Source organism: Bradyrhizobium cajani (assembly GCF_009759665.1).
Lineage (GTDB): Bacteria > Pseudomonadota > Alphaproteobacteria > Rhizobiales > Xanthobacteraceae > Bradyrhizobium > Bradyrhizobium cajani.
Genome location: NZ_WQNE01000041.1, coordinates 36,686 through 57,170 on the forward strand (window position 1 = coordinate 36,686; position 20,485 = coordinate 57,170).

Below are 20,485 nucleotides of genomic sequence, written 5' to 3' on the forward strand. Positions count from 1 at the left end.
TGTTCCCTCAGAAAGGCTTCATCAGGGCTGGGTAAAAGTACGCTCCAAACAGGATGCGTAACAAGCCAATGCAGCTGGCCGACCAGAAGCAGAGCGATCGAGACGAGCTGGAGCCGATACTCTACGCCGCTCTCATCAACTCTATGGTGCAGAATTTCTGGGCGATCTTCCTGGGCTCGGCCTCCGCGGCCGTGGCCGCGGTCATGACTGCGCTCAAGACCGGCGATGTCTGGCTGTGGCCGCTCGCGTTTCTCCTGATCGCCATCGGCACGGCGCGCGCGTTCCAGATGCGCGGCTACGAACACCGAACGCAGCCTCTGTCATTCGAAGAGGCCAAGTATCTGGAGCCGCGTTACTGGATCGGCGCGCTCAGCTATGCCGCGGTGCTCGGTGTGTGGGCCTTCGTCGTCATCTACAACAACGAGGATGCGGTTGCCGACATGCTCTGTGTCGCAATCGGTATCGGCTACACCGCCGGTGGCGCCGCTCGCAATTACGGGCAGCCCCGCGTGATCCAGTGGCACGTCGCGCTGGCCTGCGGTCCGATGTCGCTCGCGTTGCTGCTGCACGGCGGATTCTACCACATCGGCCTTGCGATCCTGCTGATGTTCTTCTTCATCGGGCTGAAGAACATCAACCTCAGCCTGCATGCGATTTTCGTCAAGGCGCTGACCTCGAGCTTCCGCGAATCCGCGCTGGCGAGCCAGTTCGATACCGCGCTCAACAACATGCCGCACGGCCTGTGCATGTTTCGCTCCGACGGCCGCCTGGCGGTGATGAACCATCGCTTCGGCGACCTGATGGCGCTGCCCGACGACCTCGTCAAGCGCGGCGCCTCGGCCGCCGACATCGTGTCGGCCTGCGTCGCTGCGGGGTCGATTTCGGCGGAGAGCGGCAACCAGGTCCTGTCCGAGATCGAGAAGGCGAGAATCTGCGAGATCGTCACCGCGGATCCGGATCCCGCGCGCGGCCGCACCTTGTCCTGGACGTTCCAGCCGATGGCCGGCGGTGGCACCGTGCTGCTGCTGGAAGACATCACCGAGCGCACCAATGCGGAAGCCCGGATCACCCATCTCGCCCGCTATGACGAGCTCACGGCGCTGCCGAACCGCGTCAGCTTCCGCGACGAGATCGAGCGGCTGCTGGCGAATTCGCACCATGCCGAGCGGCTCTCCGCGCTGCTGTTCATCGACCTCGACCAGTTCAAGCAGGTCAACGACACGCTCGGCCATCCCTGCGGCGACCAGCTCCTGTGCGCGGTGGCCAACCGCCTGCGCGAGATGCTGCGGCCGGAGGATTTCGTCGCCCGCTTCGGCGGCGACGAGTTCGTCGTGTTCCAGCAGAATCTTTCTTCGCCGGAGGACGCCGCCAGCCTCGCCCGCCGCATCGTCGAGCGGCTGAGCGAGCGCTACCGCATCGACAATCATCTGGTCGAGATCGGCGCCAGCGTCGGCATCGCGCTGACCTCGCCGGACGGCACCAGCGCCGACACGCTGCTCAAGAACGCCGACATGGCGCTGTACCGCGCCAAGGCCGACGGCCGTGGCACCTTCTGCTTCTTCCGCGACGAGATGGCGGCGACCGTCGAGGCCCGCCGCATCCTCGAGCTCGACCTGCGCAAGGCGCTCGCCAACGAGGAGTTCGAGCTGTTCTACCAGCCGCTGGTCAATCTGAAGTCCGGCAAGATCACCACCTGCGAGGCGCTGCTGCGCTGGAATCATCCGGTGCGCGGCACGGTCTCGCCGGTCGACATCATCCCGGTCGCCGAGGACATGGGCCTGATCGTCGATCTCGGCCGCTGGATCCTGCGCCGCGCCTGCATGGAATGCATGAAGTGGCCGGATGGCGTCAGCGTCGCCGTCAATTTCTCGCCGCAGCAGTTTCACCAGCGCGACGTGCTGAGCGAAATCCGCTACGCGCTCGAGGTCTCCGGTCTCCCCGCCCATCGGCTGGAGATCGAGATCACCGAGTCATCGCTGCTCCGCAACACCCAGCTCACCCACGACATCCTGTCGCAATTGCATGCGCTCGGCGTGCGCATCTCGCTGGACGATTTCGGCACCGGCTATTCCAGCCTCAGCTATCTGCACAATTTTCCGATGCAGAAGGTGAAGATCGACCGCTCCTTCCTCGAGGGCATCGACACCGACCGGCCGCTGACACTCTTGCGCGGCGTGGCGCGGCTGTCCGCCGATCTCGGCATGGCGGTCGTGGTCGAGGGCATCGAGACCAACGAGCAGCTCGAGCTGATCAGCGCCGACGGCACCGTCTCCGAGGCGCAAGGCTATCTGTTCAGCCGTCCGGTGCCTGCCGTGCGGATGCGCCAGCTCCTCAACGCCTCGCATGGACGACGCGACGAGAGCCTGCTCCACGTCGTCCACTCGCGCTCCTTCGCCTGAGTCCACCCTCGAAAAATTTCCCGTTATTTCAGTCGGTTGCCGGCTACCGTAGTGCTACGGGGGTTAACCCTAACCGTTCGATTGCTTTGCATACTTGTTAAGGAGGTGTTAATAAATGATCACGCGCGCGCAAGTTGTCTGGCAGCAATTGCCTTTGGTTCGCGCGAGCGTGAGTGGGTGGGTAAGGAGTTGGAATGCAGTCCTCAGCCAGATCTGTCATTTCGGCTGTTGGACGGGGAGCGGAGCTTCTGACCGACGTCGATTACCATCTTGCGGAAACGGCCGCGGACAAGGAGGAGATCTACAACCTCCGCTATCGCGCCTATCTGCGCGAGGGTGCCGTCAAGGAATCCCCCGAAGCCAGGGTCACCGACCGCTACGACGAACTGCCGAACGCGTGGACCTTCGGCGTCTATCTCCATGGCGAGCTCTGCAGCTCGGTGCGCATCAGCGTGCTGACCTCGGAATGGCGCGAGTCCACCTCGGTCGACGTCTTCCCCGAGATCCTGCTGCCGCGGCTCGACCGCGGCGAGGTCATGATCGATCCGACCCGCTTCGTCGCCGATCCCGACCAGGTCAAGCGGGTTCCGGAATTGCCGTATCTGACGACGCGCCTCGCTTACATGGCCTGCGAGCACTTCAATGCCGATCTCGGGCTTGCCATCGTGCGTCCCGAGCATCAGGCGTTCTACCGGCGGGTCTTCCTGCATGAGACCATCGCCGAGCCCCGGCTGGTTCCGGGTCTCACCAAGCCGTTCGGGCTGATGGCGGCGGACTTCCCGACCTTCCGCAAGAAGGTGTTCGAGCGCTATCCGATCATGCGCTCCACTGCCTTCGAGCGGCGGATGCTGTTTGGGCGCGGTGGCCAGCACCGGGTCCCGCAGCGGCCGGCGCTGGTGCCGGACGCCGCCCACGCCTGATTCCCCGCGGGCATCGTCACGGGCCCGCGCTGTGCGGTCGGGCCGGCGCTCGCATTGCCTCACATCCGCTCTGAGCCCAATATTCCAGCAAATGCCGGCGTTTTTGCCGGCGGGCACGGCTTGCCTTCACCCTCGCGCCACATTTACAACCCATTAACCATGACGGTTGCTTTTCGCTGGTTGGGGGCATTTGACCGGCTCAAGCAAGGTTCCGTCAAGGTTGACGGAACGTTCGCTTAACCAACCCCCTGTAGACCGGACAGCAGTGGACTAACGTGAGCGTGGAGGCTCCGGAATGAAATATCCTATGCGTATCCTCCAGGGATTGAAGCTGGCTGCGGTGCTCGCGGTCGCGCTGTCGATGGGCGCCTGCGCCAACAAGAACGCTGCGACGGATGCGATGGCCAACGCGGCGACGCCTGGCAGTCAGCAGGATTTCGTCGTGAACGTGGGCGACCGCGTGTTCTTCGAAAGCGACCAGACCGATCTGACCCCGCAGGCGATCGTGACCCTGGAGAAGCAGGCGCAGTGGCTCCAGACCTATCCGCGCTACAGCTTCACCATCGAAGGTCACGCCGACGAGCGCGGCACCCGCGAATACAACATCGCGCTCGGCGCCCGCCGCGCCCAGTCGGTACGTTCGTTCCTGGCCTCGCGCGGCATCGATCCGAACCGCATGCGCACGATCTCCTACGGCAAGGAGCGGCCGGTGGCCGTTTGTAACGACATCTCGTGCTGGTCGCAGAACCGCCGCGCCGTCACCGTGCTGAACGCGAGCTCCTGACGCTCGCTCAGGCGCCGTTCATCTTCAGAAACCGATTATGCCGGCGCCCTCTCGGGCGCCGGTTTCGTTTCAGCATTCTGTGACCGAAACCCCTTTGTAGCAGTCACATTTTTGGCGTACTCCACTTCAATGTGTGGCGCGTCGAATGTTCCGTCGCAGGCCATTTCGCTTTTGTCGTCAGGGCAAGATGTCATCCAGATTTAAGGTCTTTACCGGCACCGTGGCGATCGCCGCGCTGCTCTCCTTGTGCTCGCCCGCATTTGCGCAGTCGGATGATGCCGACCCCGAGATGCGGATCGAGCGGCTGGAGAACCAGCTGCGCCAGCTCACCGGCCAGAACGAAGAGCTGCAATACCGCAACCGCCAGCTCGAGGAGCGGCTGCGGGCGCTCGAAGGCGGCGCGCAGGGTGCGCCCGGTCAAGCACCGGTCCAGCCCAACGTCGCGGCTGCACCGCCCGTCCAGGCGGCGCCGGTCTATCGCCAGCAGCCCGCGCAGCCGAACTACGAGCAGCCGCAGATCGCTTCTCCCGCGCCGATCGTTCAGGAGGCGCCGCCTCCGGGTGCGCCCGGCACGCGCCGCCGCGGCGATGCATTCGACCCGAACCAGAATCCGAACGCGCCGGGCGCACCGCGCGCGCTCGGCGGCGGGCAGCAGCCGATGTCGCCGGGCGCTCAGTCCGGAGCACCCGGCGGTCGCGGCGCCGGCGAGCCGCTCGATCTCGCCAACACCAGCCCCCGCTATCAGCCGCAGGCCGCGCCCCCGGCGGCACAGCCCGGCTATCCGCCGGCACAATCAGGCTATCCGGCACCGGGTGCCGGTGTGGGCCTTACCACCCTGCCGCCCTCGGCAACGCCGCGCGACGAGTTCGACCTCGGCATCGGCTACATGCAGCGCAAGGACTATGCGCTTGCCGAGCAGACCATGAAGAATTTCACGCAGAAATATCCGAGCGATCCGCTGCTCGGCGACGCGCAATACTGGCTCGGCGAGAGCTACTTCCAGCGCCAGCAATATCGCGACTCGGCGGAAGCCTTCCTCGCTGTCACCACCAAATACGAGAAATCGGCCAAGGCGCCGGACGCCCTGCTGCGGCTCGGCCAGTCGCTCGCCGCGCTGAAGGAGAAGGAGGCCGCCTGCGCCGCCTTCGGCGAGGTCGGCCGCAAATATCCGCGCGCCTCCGCCGGCGTCAAAGCCGCTGTCGACCGCGAGCAGAAGCGGGTGAAGTGCTGACACCTCGTGTTTGAGCCCTGACAATGCGGATGCTGGTGCGCTAAACATCGCGATCATCCGCTGGCGATTGCTGGGCCGCGTCATGTCAGACGACGACAACTCACCGATCTCGGCGCGCGAGGCGAAGCGCCTCTTCGCCGATCTGAAAGCTGCGCCGGCGCTGGTGCTCGCGGTCTCCGGCGGGCCCGACTCGGTCGCGCTGATGTGGCTCGCGGCGCGCTGGCAGCGCAGCCTTGCCCGCGGCCCGCACCTCACCGTCGTCACCGTCGATCACGGCCTGCGGAGAGAGGCGGCGCGCGAGGCGCGCGAGGTCAAGCGGCTGGCCGCCGAGCTCGGCCTGCCGCATCGGACCCTGCGCTGGCGCGGCGCCAAGCCGAAGACGGGACTGCCTGCGGCCGCGCGCGAAGCCCGCTACCGCCTGCTCGCGCAGGCCGCGCGGGCCGCCGGCGCCAGCCACGTGCTGACCGCGCACACCCGCGACGACCAGGCCGAGACGCTGTTGATGCGCCTCTTGCGCGGCAGCGGCATTGCCGGGCTGTCGGCGATGGCGCGTCTGTCCGAGCGCGACGGCATCCTCATCGCGCGCCCGCTGCTCGATGTCGCGAAGTCGCAGCTGGTCGCGACGCTGAAGCGGGCCAAGGTCGGCTTCGCCGATGATCCAACCAATCGCGACACCGCCTTCACCCGGCCGCGGCTGCGCGCGCTGCTGCCGCAGCTCGCGGCCGAGGGCGGCGACGTCAGAAATCTGGCGCGGCTTGCGGCGCGGCTGGCGCGCGCCAACGCGGCGGTCGAGGTGCTAGCCGACGGCGCCGAGCGCTTCCTCCGCGTGCGGGATCGCGGCGATGCGCCGCATCTCCGGGGCGCGCGGAGCTTCGATGCGTCGGCATTTGCCGCCCTGCCGGAGGAGGTCCGGCTGCGGCTATTGCTGCGGGCGGTCAACGCCTTCGGGCACGAGGGGCCGGCGGAACTCGGCAAGGTCGAAGCTCTCCTGGCCGCGCTCGATCAGGCCATCGCGGGCCCCCGTACAGCCGCAAATGGCCGGCCGATGCTGAAGCAGACCCTTGCGGGAGCCTTGATCAGCCTTGCCGGGGGGCGTATCCACATCGCGCCGGCGCCGACGCGGCGAGGCAAGGGCGGATCATGACACCGGCCGTTTCAGATGTACCGTGTCAGGACACCTTAACCAGGCAGGAAAAACCCCGGCCAGGTCGCCATTATTTCAGCGGGAATCGCTCTAAGATGGGATAAATAGTCCCATCTCGTTCCCTTGGCAGCGACCGGGGCGGCACCTAAATTGTATGCGTCTAACGATGAGGATTCCTTGGGGATTTCCTCGCAGCCCAAGTGACTGGGTCAAGTAACTCCCGAAGGATCAGGGCCGCGATCCGCGCGACCACGAAGGAAGATCGATGAACGCCAATCTGCGCAATTTCGCCCTCTGGGTCATCATTGTTTTGCTGCTGTTGGCGTTGTTCACGCTCTTCCAGAATCCGGGTCAGCGCGCCTCCTCCCAGGACATCGCCTTCTCCCAGCTCCTGAGCGAGGTTGACCGCGGCAATGTGCGCGACGTGGTGATCCAGGGGCCGGACATCCATGGCACCTTCACCAACGGCTCGAGCTTCCAGACCTATGCGCCGAACGACCCGACGCTGGTGAAGCGTCTCTATGACAGCAAGGTCCAGATCACCGCGAAGCCGCCCGGCGACAACGTGCCGTGGTTCGTCTCGCTGCTGGTCTCCTGGCTGCCCTTCATCGCGCTGATCGGCGTCTGGATCTTCCTGTCGCGGCAGATGCAGGGCGGCGCCGGCAAGGCGATGGGTTTTGGCAAGTCGCGTGCGAAGATGCTCACGGAAGCGCATGGCCGCGTCACCTTCGAGGACGTCGCCGGCGTGGATGAGGCCAAGCAGGACCTCCAGGAGATCGTCGAATTCCTCCGCGACCCCGGCAAATTCCAGCGCCTCGGCGGCCGCATTCCGCGCGGCGTGCTGCTGGTCGGCCCTCCCGGCACCGGCAAGACCCTGATCGCGCGCGCGGTTGCGGGTGAAGCCAACGTGCCGTTCTTCACCATTTCCGGCTCCGACTTCGTCGAGATGTTCGTCGGCGTTGGTGCTTCCCGCGTGCGCGACATGTTCGAGCAGGCCAAGAAGAACGCGCCCTGCATCATCTTCATCGACGAAATCGACGCCGTCGGTCGTCATCGTGGCGCCGGCCTCGGCGGCGGCAATGACGAGCGCGAGCAGACGCTGAACCAGTTGCTGGTCGAGATGGACGGCTTCGAGGCGAACGAGGGCGTGATCCTGATCGCCGCGACCAACCGTCCCGACGTGCTCGATCCCGCGCTGCTGCGTCCGGGCCGCTTCGACCGTCAGGTCGTGGTGCCCAATCCCGACGTCGTCGGCCGCGAGCAGATCCTCAAGGTGCATGTCCGCAAGGTGCCGCTGGCGCCGGATATCAACCTCAAGACCATCGCGCGCGGCACCCCGGGCTTCTCCGGCGCCGACCTGATGAACCTCGTCAACGAAGCCGCCTTGACCGCCGCCCGCCGCAACAAGCGGATGGTGACGCAGGCCGAGTTCGAGGAGGCCAAGGACAAGGTGATGATGGGCGCCGAGCGCAAGTCGCTCGTCATGACCGAGGAAGAGAAGCTCTTGACGGCCTATCACGAGGGCGGCCACGCCATCGTCGGCCTCAACGTGCCCGCGACCGATCCGATCCACAAGGCGACCATCATCCCGCGCGGCCGCGCGCTCGGCATGGTCATGCAGCTTCCCGAACGCGACAAGCTGTCGATGTCGCTGGAGCAGATGACCTCGCGCCTCGCCATCATGATGGGCGGCCGCGTCGCCGAAGAGCTGATCTTCGGCCGCGAGAAGGTGACGTCCGGCGCCGCCTCCGACATCGAGCAGGCCACGCGCCTTGCCCGCATGATGGTGACGCGCTGGGGCCTGTCGGAAGAGCTCGGCACCGTCTCCTACGGCGAGAACCAGGACGAGGTCTTCTTGGGGATGTCGGTGTCGCGCACGCAGAACGCGTCCGAGGCGACCGTCCAGAAGATCGACTCCGAGATCAAGCGTCTGGTCGAGGAAGGCTACAAGGAAGCGACCCGCATCCTCACCGAGAAGCATGCCGACCTCGAGACGCTGGCCAAGGGCCTGCTCGAGTTCGAGACGCTGACCGGCGACGAGATCGTCGATCTCTTGAAGGGCAAGAAGCCGAACCGCGAGTCCGTGCTCGAGCCGACCACGCCGCGCGCCTCCGCCGTGCCCCCGGCCGGCAAGTCGCGTCCGCGCCCCGATCCGGATCCGGGCCTGGAGCCCCAGCCGCAGGCATAATCGCCGGGCGGCAGATCGAATTGAAAAACGCGGCGGCAACGCCGCGTTTTTTATTGGCCAGCGTTCACGAGTGCCTCGTCATTGCGAGGAGCTCTTGCGACGAAGCAATCCAGACCGCCTCCGCACAGGCACCCTGGATTGCTTCGCTGCGCTCGCAATGACGGTGTTGAGAGAGCGCCGCTCGCAATGACTTGAAGCCAGCTTCGCAGGGTGGGCAAAGGCGCTCTTGCGCCGTGCCCACCATCTTTCGGAAGTCGCGGCAGACGTGGTGGGCACGCTTGCGCTTTGCCCACCCTACAGGCCACTCATTTCGGCGTTGCGCGCTCACCGCCACGCCCGAGGAAATGCAGCACGTCATCATTGAACTGCGCGGGATCCTGCAGGAACGAGAAGTGACTGACCTCCGGCTGGATCAGCAGGCCGGCCCCCGGAATGTTCGCCGCCATGAACTCCGTGTTCTCGCGCTTGATCGCCTCGTCATGGTCGCCGTCCACGATCCAGGTCGGGACCTTGATCGCCGCAAGGTCCGAGGCCGTCCATTTCGGCTGGCTCTCCCACATTTTGGTGATCTCCGCGACGAAGTTCTTGTACTCGGTCGGGGTCGGCGACAGGCGCGTGTATTCCTCTCCGGCCCTCGCGATGTAGGCATTGAAGACGTCGCTTGTCGCAATGTCCGCAACGCCTGACGGATCCGAGTTTGCGGCGAAGGCAAACAGCCTGCTCACCCGCTCCGGATGCTTCATGGCGATGTCGAGGCCGATGATCGCGCCGTCGCTCCAGCCCACGATCGCCGCTTTCCTGATCTTCAGATGGTCGAGCAGCCCGACCACGTCCGAGGCCATCAGGTCGTAGCCATACGGCTCCTGATTGCGGCTGCTGCGCCCGTGGCCGCGGCTCTCCATGACGATGACCTGATAGTGCCGTTGCAGCGCACGGACCTGGTGGCCCCAGTAATTGGCATTGGCGAGGCCGCCATGCAGCAACAGCACGGGCTGCCCGCGGCCGAACACGGCGTACCAGATCCTGACCCCGTTGACGGGCGCGAAGCCGCTCTGCGTTGCCTTGGGCAATGTCGGCGTCGGCGGCAGGTTCAGCCATTGCGGCGCGGCTTGCGCTGCGCCGATCGAGACCGTGACGAGCAATGCGATGAAGAGATTGCGAAGCGGCATGATGCGCCTTCCTGTTCGACCGTCAGCTATTACCGCACGGCAAACGGGCGCGTCACCTGCCGGGACGGTCAGCACCGAGAAGTGAAGCTCCCTGATCTCCACTTGCCGGGGCAGACGACGCCGGAGATCGCGAGCACCACCAGCGGCTTTATTTCGCTGTGACGTGTTCGCCAAGGAACTTCGCCGGGCTGCGCAACGTGCCGAAGACGAGGCCGATGAGAGCGACGATGAGGAGGGGCGATAGCCGCCCCGCCGGGATATAGACCGCCGGACTGAGCAACGGCACCATCCAGATGCCGAGCCCGATCAGCCAGTCGCGAAAGCGCGGAGTATCGATCGATGCGGCAAGCCACAGCACGATGGCGACCGCCAGCAGCGTCGCGTCATAGGGCCCCGAATGCGGCGCCGCCAGCACGGTTGCCGCAAGCAACACGATCAGTCTGTTGTCGGTACTGAGCGAGGAGCGAAATGCCGCGAAGGTCGCTGCCGCGCTCGAAAGGATTGCGGCCAGTTGCAGGATCGATGCCAGCCGTTCCGGCAGGCCCAGCAGCACCGCGCAGGCCCACACGCTGTGACCCCAGATGCGGCCATAGGTCAGCCATTTTGCATCGGGGCTGACCAGATTGTTGAACGCCTGCGGTATCCACCACAGCCACAATTCGACGCCAAAAATCATGGCACTTGCAGCCGCCAATGCGAATGCCGAGCAGGCGGCGGCGCACAGGCTGCGATACTGGCGCAGGCCCAGCAGCGCGAGCGGGACGAGCAGGAAGAATTGCGGCTTGAAGCTCAGGAGCCCGAGGATTGCACCGCCAAGGAGCGGTCGCGGTCCGAGCAGCCTGACGCCTGCGACCAGCAGCGCGGCGACGAGAAAGGCGCATTGTCCATCGGCCAGATTGAGAGATGCGGATGGCGAGATCAGCACGGCCGCGATGATCCAGGGCGTCAGTCGCGGTTGATCGGCCCGGTTGCGAAGCGCCCAGGCCAGGAGGCCTGCGGTCGCGGCCTGGAATGCGACATAGGAGCCGACGAAACCAAGCGGCGCGAATGGCAGCAGCAGAACGAGAAAGCTGGGCGGATAGAACCATGGACGGAACGCCAGAGGCACCGTGAGCCATGATGCGAACGACTGGTTGAGATAGGCGGTGAACGCGTCGCCATCGGTGACCAGCGCAGGATTGCCGGCCAGCACCGATCTGACGGCACCGTAAAACACCATCCAGTCAGTGCCGGGCGCGATGTGGTTCAGCCCGATCCAGCCGGGATGGACGAAGGTGGAGATCAGGATGCCCCAGCCGAAGAGCGTTGCGATCGACAGCGCCGGCAGCAGCATGAGGGGAATCCAGATCCAGCTGCGCGATCCACCTGACGTCGTCTGTTGAACGGACACTTACTTGAAAGCCCCCTTCGCGGTTTCCGCTTCCGGCGCCACATCGGTCTGCGCGCCGGTTCGCACATGGATCACCGCAACATCATCCGTATGGATCCGCTTCCAGCCCCTGAGCTGGTCGAGGATCTGCGGGCCCGGCGCATCGGCGACCAGGAGCGTCGCGTCGATCTTGTATTCGTCGAGCAGGCGAGGCAGGAGCTCGGGCTTCTTGCCCTCCGTCGCCTTGAAGAAGTCCATGACGAACTTCTCGCCATAGAGCTCGGCGCGGCCGTCGATGAAGACCGGGATGTTGCGTGAGATCAGATAGCCGCCGAACTGATAGGCATTGAAGATGCGCTGCGGCTTGCGTTGCTCGAGCAGGTCTACTGCGGCAACGGGCGTGTGCGTCATGGTGAAGGCGAAGCGGTGGTGCCCCATATGGAGCACGGTCGAGGTCCAGCTTGCGGCCACGATCATCAGCGCGCCAAGCGCGGTGACATGGCGGGCCGGCCAGCGGTCGGCGCCGGGCGCATCCGTCGGCGCGCGCGGGAACATCTCGCCGAGCGGTTTTGCCAGCACCAGCGGCACCAGGAAGGCAAAGGCGTCGACGCTCCTGACGTGGGTCAGCGCGCTCCATGTCAGGAACAGGATCAGGAAGATCCGTGGCGCCGAGAGCACGAGGCCGCGATAATAGCCGAGTGCGATCAAGCCGAGCAGGGCGCCTTCAAACGACGTGAACGTGGCAAAGTTTGCCGGCATCCATTCGAAGATCACCGAGAGCAGCTCGCCGAGACTGAGGATGTTGGTCGCACCCAGCAGCGTCCGCCAGCCGTAAGGCGTGCAGCAGCTCGCGATCAATGCGCCGACGCCGAACAGCACCCAGCGCATGAACAGCCGAAGCCGTCGTCCCTTCTCGGCATGCTCGACCGCTTCGAGCGAGATCGGTCCGATCAGCGCGAGACCCAGCACGAAACCGCCATGCAGGTTCGCCCAGAGCGCCATCAGCGGCAGCCAATGCCAGGACGGCGCGCTCCTGCGATCGGCCGCCGCCATCAGCAGGCCGACCCAGGCCACCATGACGGGCAGCGCCAGGATATGCGGACGCGCCAGCACGTGATGCATCGACAGCAGCAGCGCCAGCAGCGCGAACAGCACCGCGCGTGGTGCCTCGATCTGCGCGTCGAGCAGGTGGACGAAGATGGCAGCCGTGAGCGCCATCGCGACCGCGGTGAGGATCACCGGGCCCGCCCAGTCCCACTGCGCGTAGGAGAAGGCAAACAGCACCTGTGACAGCCACGACGTCGAGATCCAGGACTCGCCCGTCCGCGTGAAGGAGTAGAAATCCGTGTACGGCATGGCGCCGTGATCGAGGATCCACTGCCCGATCTTGATCTGCCAGAACGAGTCGGAGTCCTGAAGCAGCGTGTCGCCGACATGGAGGAAGAACAGATAGACGCCGGCACCGACGCACAGCGGCACCAGTGCGCGTGCGCGGCTCTGCACCGCGATGCTGTTGGCAAAGGAAAGCGACATGCCGCCTCGTCGTCCTGCTTGTTCTTGTCGGTCGAGCATGATCCGGAAAAGTGTGTAGCGGTTTTCCCTCGCGACAAACGCGGAACGCGTTTGCGCGGAGATCATGCTCAAACAATAACCCGAAGCGCGATGAACGATTCGTCCCGTCGCGCTTCAGGCCGAGCCGGCGGCATTGGACCACGCGTGGTCATAACTTCGGGTAAATCGTCAAGTTCGTTCCTGCCCCGAATACCGACGATTTAACTGATTGTTTTCAATTCTCCTTTACCAACGGCCAATACGCGCAAGCCGCTCCGTGTTTACGCAGCTGAATTAACTGCGGCGCAATTCTTTGCCACTAGGTTTTTTCCATGGTCGGGCGGCGCTGGGAAGCCGAAAAGACCGGACCAGTTGTAGCCACGTGTACTCTTTGGGAGCAGTCTATGAAGAACCTCGTTTCGCGTTTCGTGAAAGACGAATCCGGCGCCACCGCCATTGAATACGGCCTGATCGCTGCCGGCATCGCGCTGGCGATCATCACCGTCGTCAACAACCTCGGCACGGCGCTGAACACCAAGTTCACCTCGATCTCGACCAGCCTCAAGTAAGGCCGGCGAACCGAAAGTCGAAAGAGCCTCGTCCAAGACGAGGCTCTTTTCTTTTCTGCGCTGGTTTGCAAGACGCAGCAAAGCGTCCGCGCACGTACAAGGCAGCGAGAATCAACGGGCCAGTTCGCGGCTCATCGTGACGTGGAGGGTTTCGCCGGTGCGTCGTCGCGCACGTGAACCACCACGATGTCATCCGCATAGAGCCGCTTCCAGCCCGGCAAATGGTCCATTATCCTCGAGGCGGGGACTGTGGTGTTCAGCAGCGTCGCGTCGATCCGGTAGGTTTCGAGCAGACGCAGCAGAGTGTCTACGTTCTTGCCCTCGATGGCGTCGAAATAGTCGAGCACGAACCGCTCCCCATACAGCTCGGCGCGGCCGTCGATGAAGGCCTTGACGTTGCGGGAGATCAGATAACCTCCGATCGGGGCCGTGCTGAAGATACGCTCTGCGTGGCGCCGCTCGAGCAGGTCGACCGCGGCTGCGGGGGAGTGGTTACCGATAAAGGCATACCGGGACGGCGTGGCATAGGACCGTGTGATGCTCCAGCCGGCCGCGACGATCGCGAGCGCCGCGATTGCGGTCAATGCAAGGGAGGGCCGGGATTCCGCCGCCCTGAACGCGACCGTTCTCGTCACGCCCCAATGGTCGGCGAACGGCTTGGCCAGCACGAGCGGTGTCAACATCGCAAAGGCTTCGATGTTTCTGACGTGGTTGAGTGCCGCCCAGACCAGGCCGAGCAGCAAGAGAATACGGGTCCAGGACAGCACCACCCCGCTGTAGTAGCCGATGGCGATCAATCCGAGCAGGCTGGCTCCAAACAAATCGAGCGAGCTGAAATCGGCGGGCACCCATTCCGGGATCATCAAGAGCGCCTTGCCGAGCCCGAGGATCTTGGTCGTTGCGAGCGGCGTGTTCCAGCCATAGGGCGTGCAGCAGCTTGCGGCAAGCGCCGCAAATCCGAACAAGGCCCAGCGCGCCGCCAGTGCAAATCGGTCCTTGCGCTCCGTGGACGCGAGCGCATCGAGGCCAATGGGGCCGATCAGTGCCAGGCCCATGACGAAACCGCCGTGAAGATTGGCCCACAGCGCCATGAGGGGCAGCAGCAGCCAGGAGGGGGCAGTGCGCCGATCGGCGGCCGCCAGCAGCCCGCCGACAAAGGCCAGCATGACCGGCAGCGCCAGCATGTGCGGACGGGCAAGAAAGTGGCCCATCGACATCGCGAGGAGCGGGGTGAGGAGCACGAAGGCGCGCGCAGGCTCCAGATAAGGCTCGAGCAGGTAGATGAAGATCGCTGCGGTCGCTCCGATCGCAAGCGATGTCAGGATCACCGCGCCCGACCAGTTCGACGGCTCGTAGGCCAGTGCGAACAGGACTTGCGCCAGCCAGGAGCTCGAGAACCACGCTTCGCCGGCTCGCGTGAACGAATAGATGTCGGTATGGGGCAGTGCGCGGTTTTCGAGGATCCACTGCCCGACCTTGATCTGCCACAGCGTATCGGAATCCCGCAGCATGATGTCGCCGACGCCCAGAAAGAACATGTAGACGAGGGCGCCGATGCAGAATGGCATGAGCCAGCGTGCAACGCCTCGAATGGGCATGGTGCTTGTGATGGAAACCGACATCGCACTCTCGGGCCTGGGCGTCAGCGCGCAACAGCGCGCAAGCGTCGGCAACTAGAGCATGTTCGCTTCTAAATTGGGGTAAACTGGACCGGATCGCCACGGCCACGCTGTGCAAGGATGCGTTTACCTGTCTGCATGCGCTTTGGAATGGCGTGTCGCACGTCTGCGCATTTGCATCTTGTCATTCACTCTGAATATTTGTTCAGTTCTTGAGGGCGATTTGGGCGAAAGACAGCGAATGAGCATGCGGCCGCCGGGCTTTGGGCCGGGCCGGGTGCGAGAAATCCTCAGTTTCTTTTGCTTCTCTGCCGTTTCGCTTATTGCTTCGGGCGCATGCGCTCGCGCTCATCGTTCCAAAACTTCTCTTCCCACTTCCGATACTCAGCCTCGCCCATCGGAAATCCGGCTAGATGCCATTGACCACCATCGTCCGCGTATAGGAGCGCAAAGTACTCCTTCTCCAGTTCGAGTTGAGTGCGCGGCACCGGAATGAGGGAATGGGTTTGATCAACTGCCCCGAACGTCGCTTCGAAGACCGAGTCAACGGCTGCATGTCCGCTTAGGACTTCAACAATCCTGATGCGAGCAAAGAAATCTCTTTTGGGAGGGGATATTGCCGATGCCCCCCACGCCCCACGCGCCCGCCCAGATAGGATGCAGCGCCTAGCAGTCGCACCCTGGCCAGAAGTACTTCCGTGGCTGTGGTGGGTAGCGTTGAAATGCGAATATCGTTCGGAGCCTTATCGAGAAAATATGCAAGAGGCACTTCAGGTCCGGCCGTGTGCCCCATGTTACTACCTCCTCTCGACGGAGAGCCTATTGGGCCCAAATGTGCAGCGGATCGGATTTGGCGGTTCTGGTTCTTGTCCAGGTCCTCGGCCGAAAGGCCGACTGTAGGCAGCGCCAGAACCAGAATGGTGCAGCTTGCTCCGCGTCCAGCGATTGAGAATCTCAAAGCCAAGCTCCATCGATGTTTATGCCGTCAGACACGGTCGGCCAGTCGCTCGTTTTCTTTCGATTGATTGAAGCGGATCGCTGCCGTCGTAGAGGCGTCTCTTACCGCTGTGGGTCTCTATGAAATTCCATCATGGTTCGAGGCGGGACTTCCTGGCATTGCATGACGGTGCGAGGTCGCGATGCATCACCCTCGATGCCTTCGATCGTGATCGTCTGGCGACTTCTGCTCCATACGACCCGGCGAGGGACATCGAAATTCATCGACAGCGTGACCTCATCCTGGCCGGCATCCGTGACCTCGCCGCGATACCCTCTTCCCTCCTTGCCGCGCTCGAAAAGCGCTTGTTTCGAAGCGGCATCCATCGTGAAGTACATGTAACCTGCATCTTCACAGCGGACCGAGCTCGGGTGCTGAATTGGGTCGCGAACCCGGAAGCTCAAAATGCTTCTCGGCGGGGTGACGGTGCACCGGTCATTCAATGTCGGCCGAAAGGTGGGGTCATCCAATCCTGGCCAAGTCATCGTCCTTCGATTGCGATCAAGGATCAGGTAGAGCCGTCCTGGGAGGACGTGCACCACAAATTCAATCTTTCCATCGTTTGAGGAGACAATCTGTCCTGAGAACGCATTGATACCGAAATTCGTTTCGACATTTATGGGCGGCGTTTCAAAGACGACAGCTTTGGCATCGACGTCGAACGTCGCGAAGTAAGGGCGGGCGGGGACGCCACCTTCACACCGCACCGAAAATAGCTCAGCGGCTGCTGCACGATCTGGTATCAGCATGAGAAAAAGGAACAGAGTGAGAGCGAAGCCCATGAGCCGCTTCATGTTGCTCGCTCCGTTCCCGCACGAGAGCAACACCGGCAAATGAGCCGATCGCGATCGAAGAGCGATCGAATGAGTATCTTCAAGTGCTCGGACTGTGGGTTCCAAATTTGATTCTATCGCGCCGAAAAATTTGATCCTGATCCTGACGTCAGACCAAGCCATCGCGATTCCCCTTCAGTTGATCTTATTTCTTGTACTGCGAGCGCCAGTATTCCGAGCGCTTAGTCATCCAATCCCGGTACTGCGTGCTGTTGACCGGAAATCCGACAAGCCGGTGCTTTCCATCAGTCGGATCGGAGTACATGACGACGACGTAGTCGCGTGCGAGTTGGTCCGGCGTGAGTGGATAGATCATCTCGCGGCCCCATTCACCAAAGTAGATTTCATACGTCTTGCCTACTGGGGCGCTGCCACTTCGTACTTCAAGAACCTGTATTCGGATAAAATACCTGTCGCGTGAACGTTGAGTGGGTGTGATCCCGGATTGATCCCGCTTTCCTAGCCAGACTGGAATGTCGAGTGCGCGCACCCTGGCAATCGCGACTTCTTTCGCGCCATTCGGCGCTTGGGAAGGATCGAAACCATCCGGCAGTTCATCCAGAAAGTAGGCGAGAGGAGCTTGGTCGTTCGCAACCATCCGGACCAAGCCTCCCTCATGCGGAATGATGGGCCCCCCGGCAACGCCGTCACAAGATGGGCCCACGCAAGCAATAGCCACCGCGCGTCGCATCGAATGTTTGCAAGATCGCGCTTCGCTTACAGCCGATTGAAATGCGAGAAAGAGAGCGAGGACGAAGCCCATGAGCCGCTTCAAGTCGTGCGCTCCGTTCGCATATGTGATTCTCCACCGTAGCTTGATAGCGGCGGAAGGCAGCTCGAACCCTTCGACATTGTCTGATGATGAGTTGGCCAGATGACTTTGGTGGGCGCGCCATGAACTCGCTCTGCGCCAACAGACACTGAAAGTATTGCGAACCCCAGTCACAACCACCGCCCCGGGGCGTCGACGCTGCCAACACATTGCGCGCCGGCTCATATCAACGTCCGGTTGCAGACCCTACAGAATAGCTTAGAGATGTAAAGCAACGTGGCGCAACTTCGGTTGCTTCCAAGGCAGTGGCGCGCTCAGCAATAGCATCTCGTCTTCCGATCCCGGCCGACTTCCTAGTCCCGGTAGGTAGCTCCGGCCAGCAAGGTCGTTGCCAGGTGGGAGCGAGCCGCGCCTATGCAGCTTTTGCAGCGCGGCCTCGGCGCTCCAGCCCTTCCGCTGTGACGCTTCACGCATTTGCATCTTGTCATCCACTCTGAATAGTTGTTCAGTCCTTGCGGGACGATTTGCACCTACTGAAGTGACGAAGCGTTCGGCCGCAGGGCGTGCGGCTGGCGTGTGGGACAGGAAGCGCGCCATGGTTTATCGGCGGACGCATCAAGTGGTTAAGCGCCTTGCGGCCAGGCGCAGTGCGATACTGGCGGCGGCGCGCGAGGCGGCGGCGGAAGGCGGGATGGCGGCGGTGCAGATCGCGCCGGTCGCAGTCCGGGCCAATGTGGCGGCGGGAACGGTCTACCGCTATTTCCCCTCCAAGGCCGAGCTGATCTCCGAATTGATCGCCGAGGTCTCGCGCGACGAGCTCGCGGCGATCCGCCGGGCGGCTGACGCCGCGCCCGGCCCGTCCTCGGCACTGGCGGCTGCCGTGACCACCGTGGCGGTCCATACGCTTTCGCAGCGTAGGCTGGCTTGGGGCATCCTCGCCGAGCCCGTCGACGTCGATGTCAGCGCCTCGCGCCTTGCCAGCCGGCGCGAGATCGCGGGCGAGATCGCCGCGCGGATCGATGCCGCCGTGCGCGCCGGTCACCTGCCGGCACAGGATACCGCGCTCGCCGCAACCGCGCTGCTCGGTGCGCTCCATGAGGCGCTGGTCGGGCCGCTCGCGCCAGACAATCTCGAGGATCCCGCCAAGATGCGCGATGCCGTGCAGACCGTGACGCTGCTCGCGCTGCGCGCCGTCGGCGTCATGGATGCCCGTGCCCGCGGCCTCGTGGTGCAGCAGACGCTGTTGCCGGCGGCGAAGGCGCTGGTGGGGGCGTAAAATCGCGTGCGCGATCGAGGCGGAGGCCTCGTCGTGCTCAGGCCGTTGGTCGAGCAAGCCTTTTCGAGAAAAAGCAGCACCCTCGCCGAAGTCGCCGGCCACTGTGCATGGGGTTGTTTTCGCAATTTTTTTCCGGAGCGACCCGGAAATCAGATATGCGCGTCGCCCTCAGGCCCGACCGAAGCGATGCGCACCATGTTGGTGGTGCCGGGGATGCCGAGCGGCACGCCGGCGACGATGATGACGCGCTGGCCGGCACGGACGAAGCCGTCGCGGAACGCGATCTGGCCGGCGCGGCTCACCATGTCGTCCTGATCGCGCGCATCTTCCGCCACCACGCAGTGCACGCCCCAGACGACGGCGAGCCGGCGGCCGGCGGTGATGTTCGGCGTGATCGCCACGATCGGCGGCTTCGGCCGTTCGCGGGCCACCCGCACCGCGGTCGAACCCGAACTGGTCCAGCAGATCAAGGCGGGCAGGTCGAGCGTCTCCGCGATCTGCCGCGCGGCGTCGGCGATGGCATCGCCTGCGGTGGATTCCGGCGCGGGACGCTGCGCTGTGACCACCGAGCGATAGGTCGGGTCGCGCTCGACCTCCTCGCCGATGCGGTTCATGGTCGAGACCGCCTCGACCGGGAATTTGCCGGCCGCCGATTCCGCCGACAGCATGATGGCGTCGGCGCCCTCATAGACGGCGGTGGCGACGTCGGAGACCTCGGCGCGGGTCGGCACCGGCGACTGGATCATCGATTCCAGCATCTGGGTCGCGATCACCACCGGCTTGCCGGCGCGGCGCGCCATGCGTGTCATCTGCTTCTGCAGGCTCGGCACGCGCTCCAGCGGCAGCTCGACGCCGAGGTCGCCGCGCGCCACCATCAGCGCATCGGAGGCCTCGATGATGTCGGCGAGACGGTCGATCGCCTGCGGCTTCTCGATCTTGGCCATCACCGCGGCGCGGCCGCGGATCATCTTCTTGGCCTCGATCACGTCGTCGGCGCGCTGCACGAAGGACAGCGCGATCCAGTCGATCCCGGTGACGAGTGCGGCCTCGAGGTCGGCGCGGTCCTTCGGCGTCATCGCCGAGACCGGCAGGTCGGTATCGGGCAGGCTGACGCCCTTGCGGTCGCTCATCTTGCCGCCGACCACGACACGGGTCACCGCGTGCTCCTTCGAGGTCTCTTCCGCGATCAGCCGCACCTTGCCGTCGTCGAGCAGCAGCGCATGGCCGGGCCGCAGCGCCGCCAGGATCTCCGGATGCGGGAGGTGGACGCGCGTGGTGTCACCCGGCGCCTTGTCGGAATCGAGCGTGAAGGTCTGGCCGTTCTGGAGCTGGACTGAGCCCTCGGCGAACGAACCGAGCCTGAGCTTCGGACCCTGGAGATCGACCAGGATGCCGATCGGCCGGCCATAGCTGCTCTCGACATTGCGGATCGTCGCGACCAGCTCCCGCATCTTGTCATGCGGGGTGTGGCTCATGTTGATGCGAAACAGGTCGGCGCCGGCCTCGAACAGGCGGCGGATCATCGCGAGGTCCGAAGACGCGGGTCCCAGGGTCGCGAGAATCTTGATACGGCGAAGACGCCTCATGGCTTATTTCCAGACGGGGGCGAGGGAGCTGGCGGGAGGCCAGGCGCGGGGGGCGTACCACCGGGCGGGCTGTTGGGC

Annotated in this window: 15 protein-coding genes; 8 read left to right on the forward strand and 7 right to left on the reverse strand. The window is 64.1% G+C overall.

Features of this window, described 5'->3' with window-relative positions; all coding sequences use genetic code 11:
- Positions 1 to 68 precede the first annotated feature (68 nt).
- The 6 genes from GPL20_RS33475 (at position 69) to ftsH (ending at position 8,666) form a co-directional block, all read left to right on the forward strand.
- Entirely contained in the window at positions 69 to 2,399 is a 2,331-nt protein-coding gene (locus tag GPL20_RS33475) for a putative bifunctional diguanylate cyclase/phosphodiesterase (RefSeq protein ID WP_157335963.1), read from the forward strand.
- 194 nt (positions 2,400 to 2,593) lie between these two features.
- Positions 2,594 to 3,319: an N-acyl amino acid synthase FeeM domain-containing protein gene (locus GPL20_RS33480; protein ID WP_157335965.1), complete on the forward strand. Its 726-nt coding sequence runs from the start codon at positions 2,594 to 2,596 to the stop codon at positions 3,317 to 3,319.
- Between the two features lie 295 nt (positions 3,320 to 3,614).
- A complete protein-coding gene (gene pal / locus GPL20_RS33485) occupies positions 3,615 to 4,103 on the forward strand; it encodes a peptidoglycan-associated lipoprotein Pal (RefSeq protein ID WP_157335968.1) in 489 nt (162 codons plus the stop codon).
- Positions 4,104 to 4,290: 187 nt separating this feature from the next.
- Positions 4,291 to 5,334, forward strand: coding sequence for a tol-pal system protein YbgF (gene ybgF, locus GPL20_RS33490; RefSeq protein WP_157335970.1), 1,044 nt, complete (start codon positions 4,291 to 4,293; stop codon positions 5,332 to 5,334).
- An 82-nt stretch (positions 5,335 to 5,416) separates the two neighbouring features.
- Entirely contained in the window at positions 5,417 to 6,478 is a 1,062-nt protein-coding gene (gene tilS / locus GPL20_RS33495; RefSeq protein ID WP_157335972.1) for a tRNA lysidine(34) synthetase TilS, read from the forward strand.
- A 265-nt stretch (positions 6,479 to 6,743) separates the two neighbouring features.
- On the forward strand, positions 6,744 to 8,666 hold the full coding sequence (gene ftsH, locus GPL20_RS33500) for an ATP-dependent zinc metalloprotease FtsH (protein ID WP_157335974.1): 1,923 nt from the start codon (positions 6,744 to 6,746) through the stop codon (positions 8,664 to 8,666).
- Positions 8,667 to 8,971: 305 nt separating this feature from the next.
- Here the strand turns inward: ftsH and GPL20_RS33505 are convergent, their stop codons facing one another.
- The 3 genes from GPL20_RS33505 to GPL20_RS33515 form a co-directional block, all read right to left on the reverse strand.
- Entirely contained in the window at positions 8,972 to 9,835 is an 864-nt protein-coding gene (locus GPL20_RS33505) for an alpha/beta fold hydrolase (RefSeq protein ID WP_157335976.1), read from the reverse strand.
- A gap of 148 nt (positions 9,836 to 9,983) precedes the next feature.
- Positions 9,984 to 11,168 carry a glycosyltransferase family 87 protein gene (locus GPL20_RS33510; RefSeq protein WP_246251162.1) on the reverse strand — a complete coding sequence of 395 codons (1,185 nt, stop codon included), beginning with the start codon at positions 11,166 to 11,168 and terminating at the stop codon, positions 9,984 to 9,986.
- A gap of 57 nt (positions 11,169 to 11,225) precedes the next feature.
- Positions 11,226 to 12,737 (reverse strand): hypothetical protein, encoded by a 1,512-nt coding sequence (locus tag GPL20_RS33515; protein ID WP_157335978.1) that lies wholly within the window; start codon positions 12,735 to 12,737, stop codon positions 11,226 to 11,228.
- 422 nt (positions 12,738 to 13,159) lie between these two features.
- Here GPL20_RS33515 and GPL20_RS33520 point away from each other — a divergent pair, with 422 nt between their 5' ends.
- The gene (locus GPL20_RS33520; RefSeq protein WP_157335980.1) at positions 13,160 to 13,324 is read left to right on the forward strand and encodes a Flp family type IVb pilin; all 165 of its coding nucleotides are present in this window, start codon (positions 13,160 to 13,162) and stop codon (positions 13,322 to 13,324) included.
- A 131-nt stretch (positions 13,325 to 13,455) separates the two neighbouring features.
- Here GPL20_RS33520 and GPL20_RS33525 read toward each other — a convergent pair whose 3' ends face one another.
- The 3 genes from GPL20_RS33525 to GPL20_RS33535 all read right to left on the reverse strand — a co-directional run bounded on the left by GPL20_RS33525 (position 13,456) and on the right by GPL20_RS33535 (position 17,371).
- A complete protein-coding gene (locus GPL20_RS33525) occupies positions 13,456 to 14,892 on the reverse strand; it encodes a hypothetical protein (RefSeq protein ID WP_246251164.1) in 1,437 nt (478 codons plus the stop codon).
- Positions 14,893 to 16,002: 1,110 nt separating this feature from the next.
- The gene (locus GPL20_RS33530; RefSeq protein ID WP_157335983.1) at positions 16,003 to 16,734 is read right to left on the reverse strand and encodes a hypothetical protein; all 732 of its coding nucleotides are present in this window, start codon (positions 16,732 to 16,734) and stop codon (positions 16,003 to 16,005) included.
- 184 nt (positions 16,735 to 16,918) lie between these two features.
- Positions 16,919 to 17,371 carry a hypothetical protein gene (locus GPL20_RS33535; RefSeq protein ID WP_157335985.1) on the reverse strand — a complete coding sequence of 151 codons (453 nt, stop codon included), beginning with the start codon at positions 17,369 to 17,371 and terminating at the stop codon, positions 16,919 to 16,921.
- 769 nt (positions 17,372 to 18,140) lie between these two features.
- On the opposite strand from GPL20_RS33535, the gene GPL20_RS33540 reads away from it, so the two are divergent.
- Positions 18,141 to 18,821, forward strand: a complete 681-nt coding sequence (locus tag GPL20_RS33540; protein WP_157335987.1) for a helix-turn-helix domain-containing protein — start codon at positions 18,141 to 18,143, stop codon at positions 18,819 to 18,821.
- A 149-nt stretch (positions 18,822 to 18,970) separates the two neighbouring features.
- Here the strand turns inward: GPL20_RS33540 and pyk are convergent, their stop codons facing one another.
- Positions 18,971 to 20,407, reverse strand: a complete 1,437-nt coding sequence (gene pyk / locus GPL20_RS33545) for a pyruvate kinase (RefSeq protein ID WP_157335989.1) — start codon at positions 20,405 to 20,407, stop codon at positions 18,971 to 18,973.
- Positions 20,408 to 20,485 lie beyond the last annotated feature (78 nt).

Bases quoted from the DNA above. Each gene is read 5' to 3' on its own strand.
- GPL20_RS33475 (WP_157335963.1), top strand. From the start codon at position 69: ATGCAGCTGGCCGACCAGAAGCAGAGCGATCGAGACGAGCTGGAGCCG.
- GPL20_RS33520 (WP_157335980.1), top strand. From the start codon at position 13,160: ATGAAGAACCTCGTTTCGCGTTTCGTGAAAGACGAATCCGGCGCCACC.
- GPL20_RS33535 (WP_157335985.1), bottom strand. From the start codon at position 17,371: ATGGTTGCGAACGACCAAGCTCCTCTCGCCTACTTTCTGGATGAACTG.
- tilS (WP_157335972.1), top strand. From the start codon at position 5,417: ATGTCAGACGACGACAACTCACCGATCTCGGCGCGCGAGGCGAAGCGC.
- ftsH (WP_157335974.1), top strand. From the start codon at position 6,744: ATGAACGCCAATCTGCGCAATTTCGCCCTCTGGGTCATCATTGTTTTG.
- GPL20_RS33540 (WP_157335987.1), top strand. From the start codon at position 18,141: ATGGTTTATCGGCGGACGCATCAAGTGGTTAAGCGCCTTGCGGCCAGG.
- pal (WP_157335968.1), top strand. From the start codon at position 3,615: ATGAAATATCCTATGCGTATCCTCCAGGGATTGAAGCTGGCTGCGGTG.
- GPL20_RS33480 (WP_157335965.1), top strand. From the start codon at position 2,594: ATGCAGTCCTCAGCCAGATCTGTCATTTCGGCTGTTGGACGGGGAGCG.
- GPL20_RS33505 (WP_157335976.1), bottom strand. From the start codon at position 9,835: ATGCCGCTTCGCAATCTCTTCATCGCATTGCTCGTCACGGTCTCGATC.
- GPL20_RS33525 (WP_246251164.1), bottom strand. From the start codon at position 14,892: ATGCCATTCTGCATCGGCGCCCTCGTCTACATGTTCTTTCTGGGCGTC.
- ybgF (WP_157335970.1), top strand. From the start codon at position 4,291: ATGTCATCCAGATTTAAGGTCTTTACCGGCACCGTGGCGATCGCCGCG.
- GPL20_RS33515 (WP_157335978.1), bottom strand. From the start codon at position 12,737: ATGTCGCTTTCCTTTGCCAACAGCATCGCGGTGCAGAGCCGCGCACGC.
- GPL20_RS33510 (WP_246251162.1), bottom strand. From the start codon at position 11,168: ATGCTGCTGCCGGCGCTGTCGATCGCAACGCTCTTCGGCTGGGGCATC.
- GPL20_RS33530 (WP_157335983.1), bottom strand. From the start codon at position 16,734: ATGAAGCGGCTCATGGGCTTCGCTCTCACTCTGTTCCTTTTTCTCATG.
- pyk (WP_157335989.1), bottom strand. From the start codon at position 20,407: ATGAGGCGTCTTCGCCGTATCAAGATTCTCGCGACCCTGGGACCCGCG.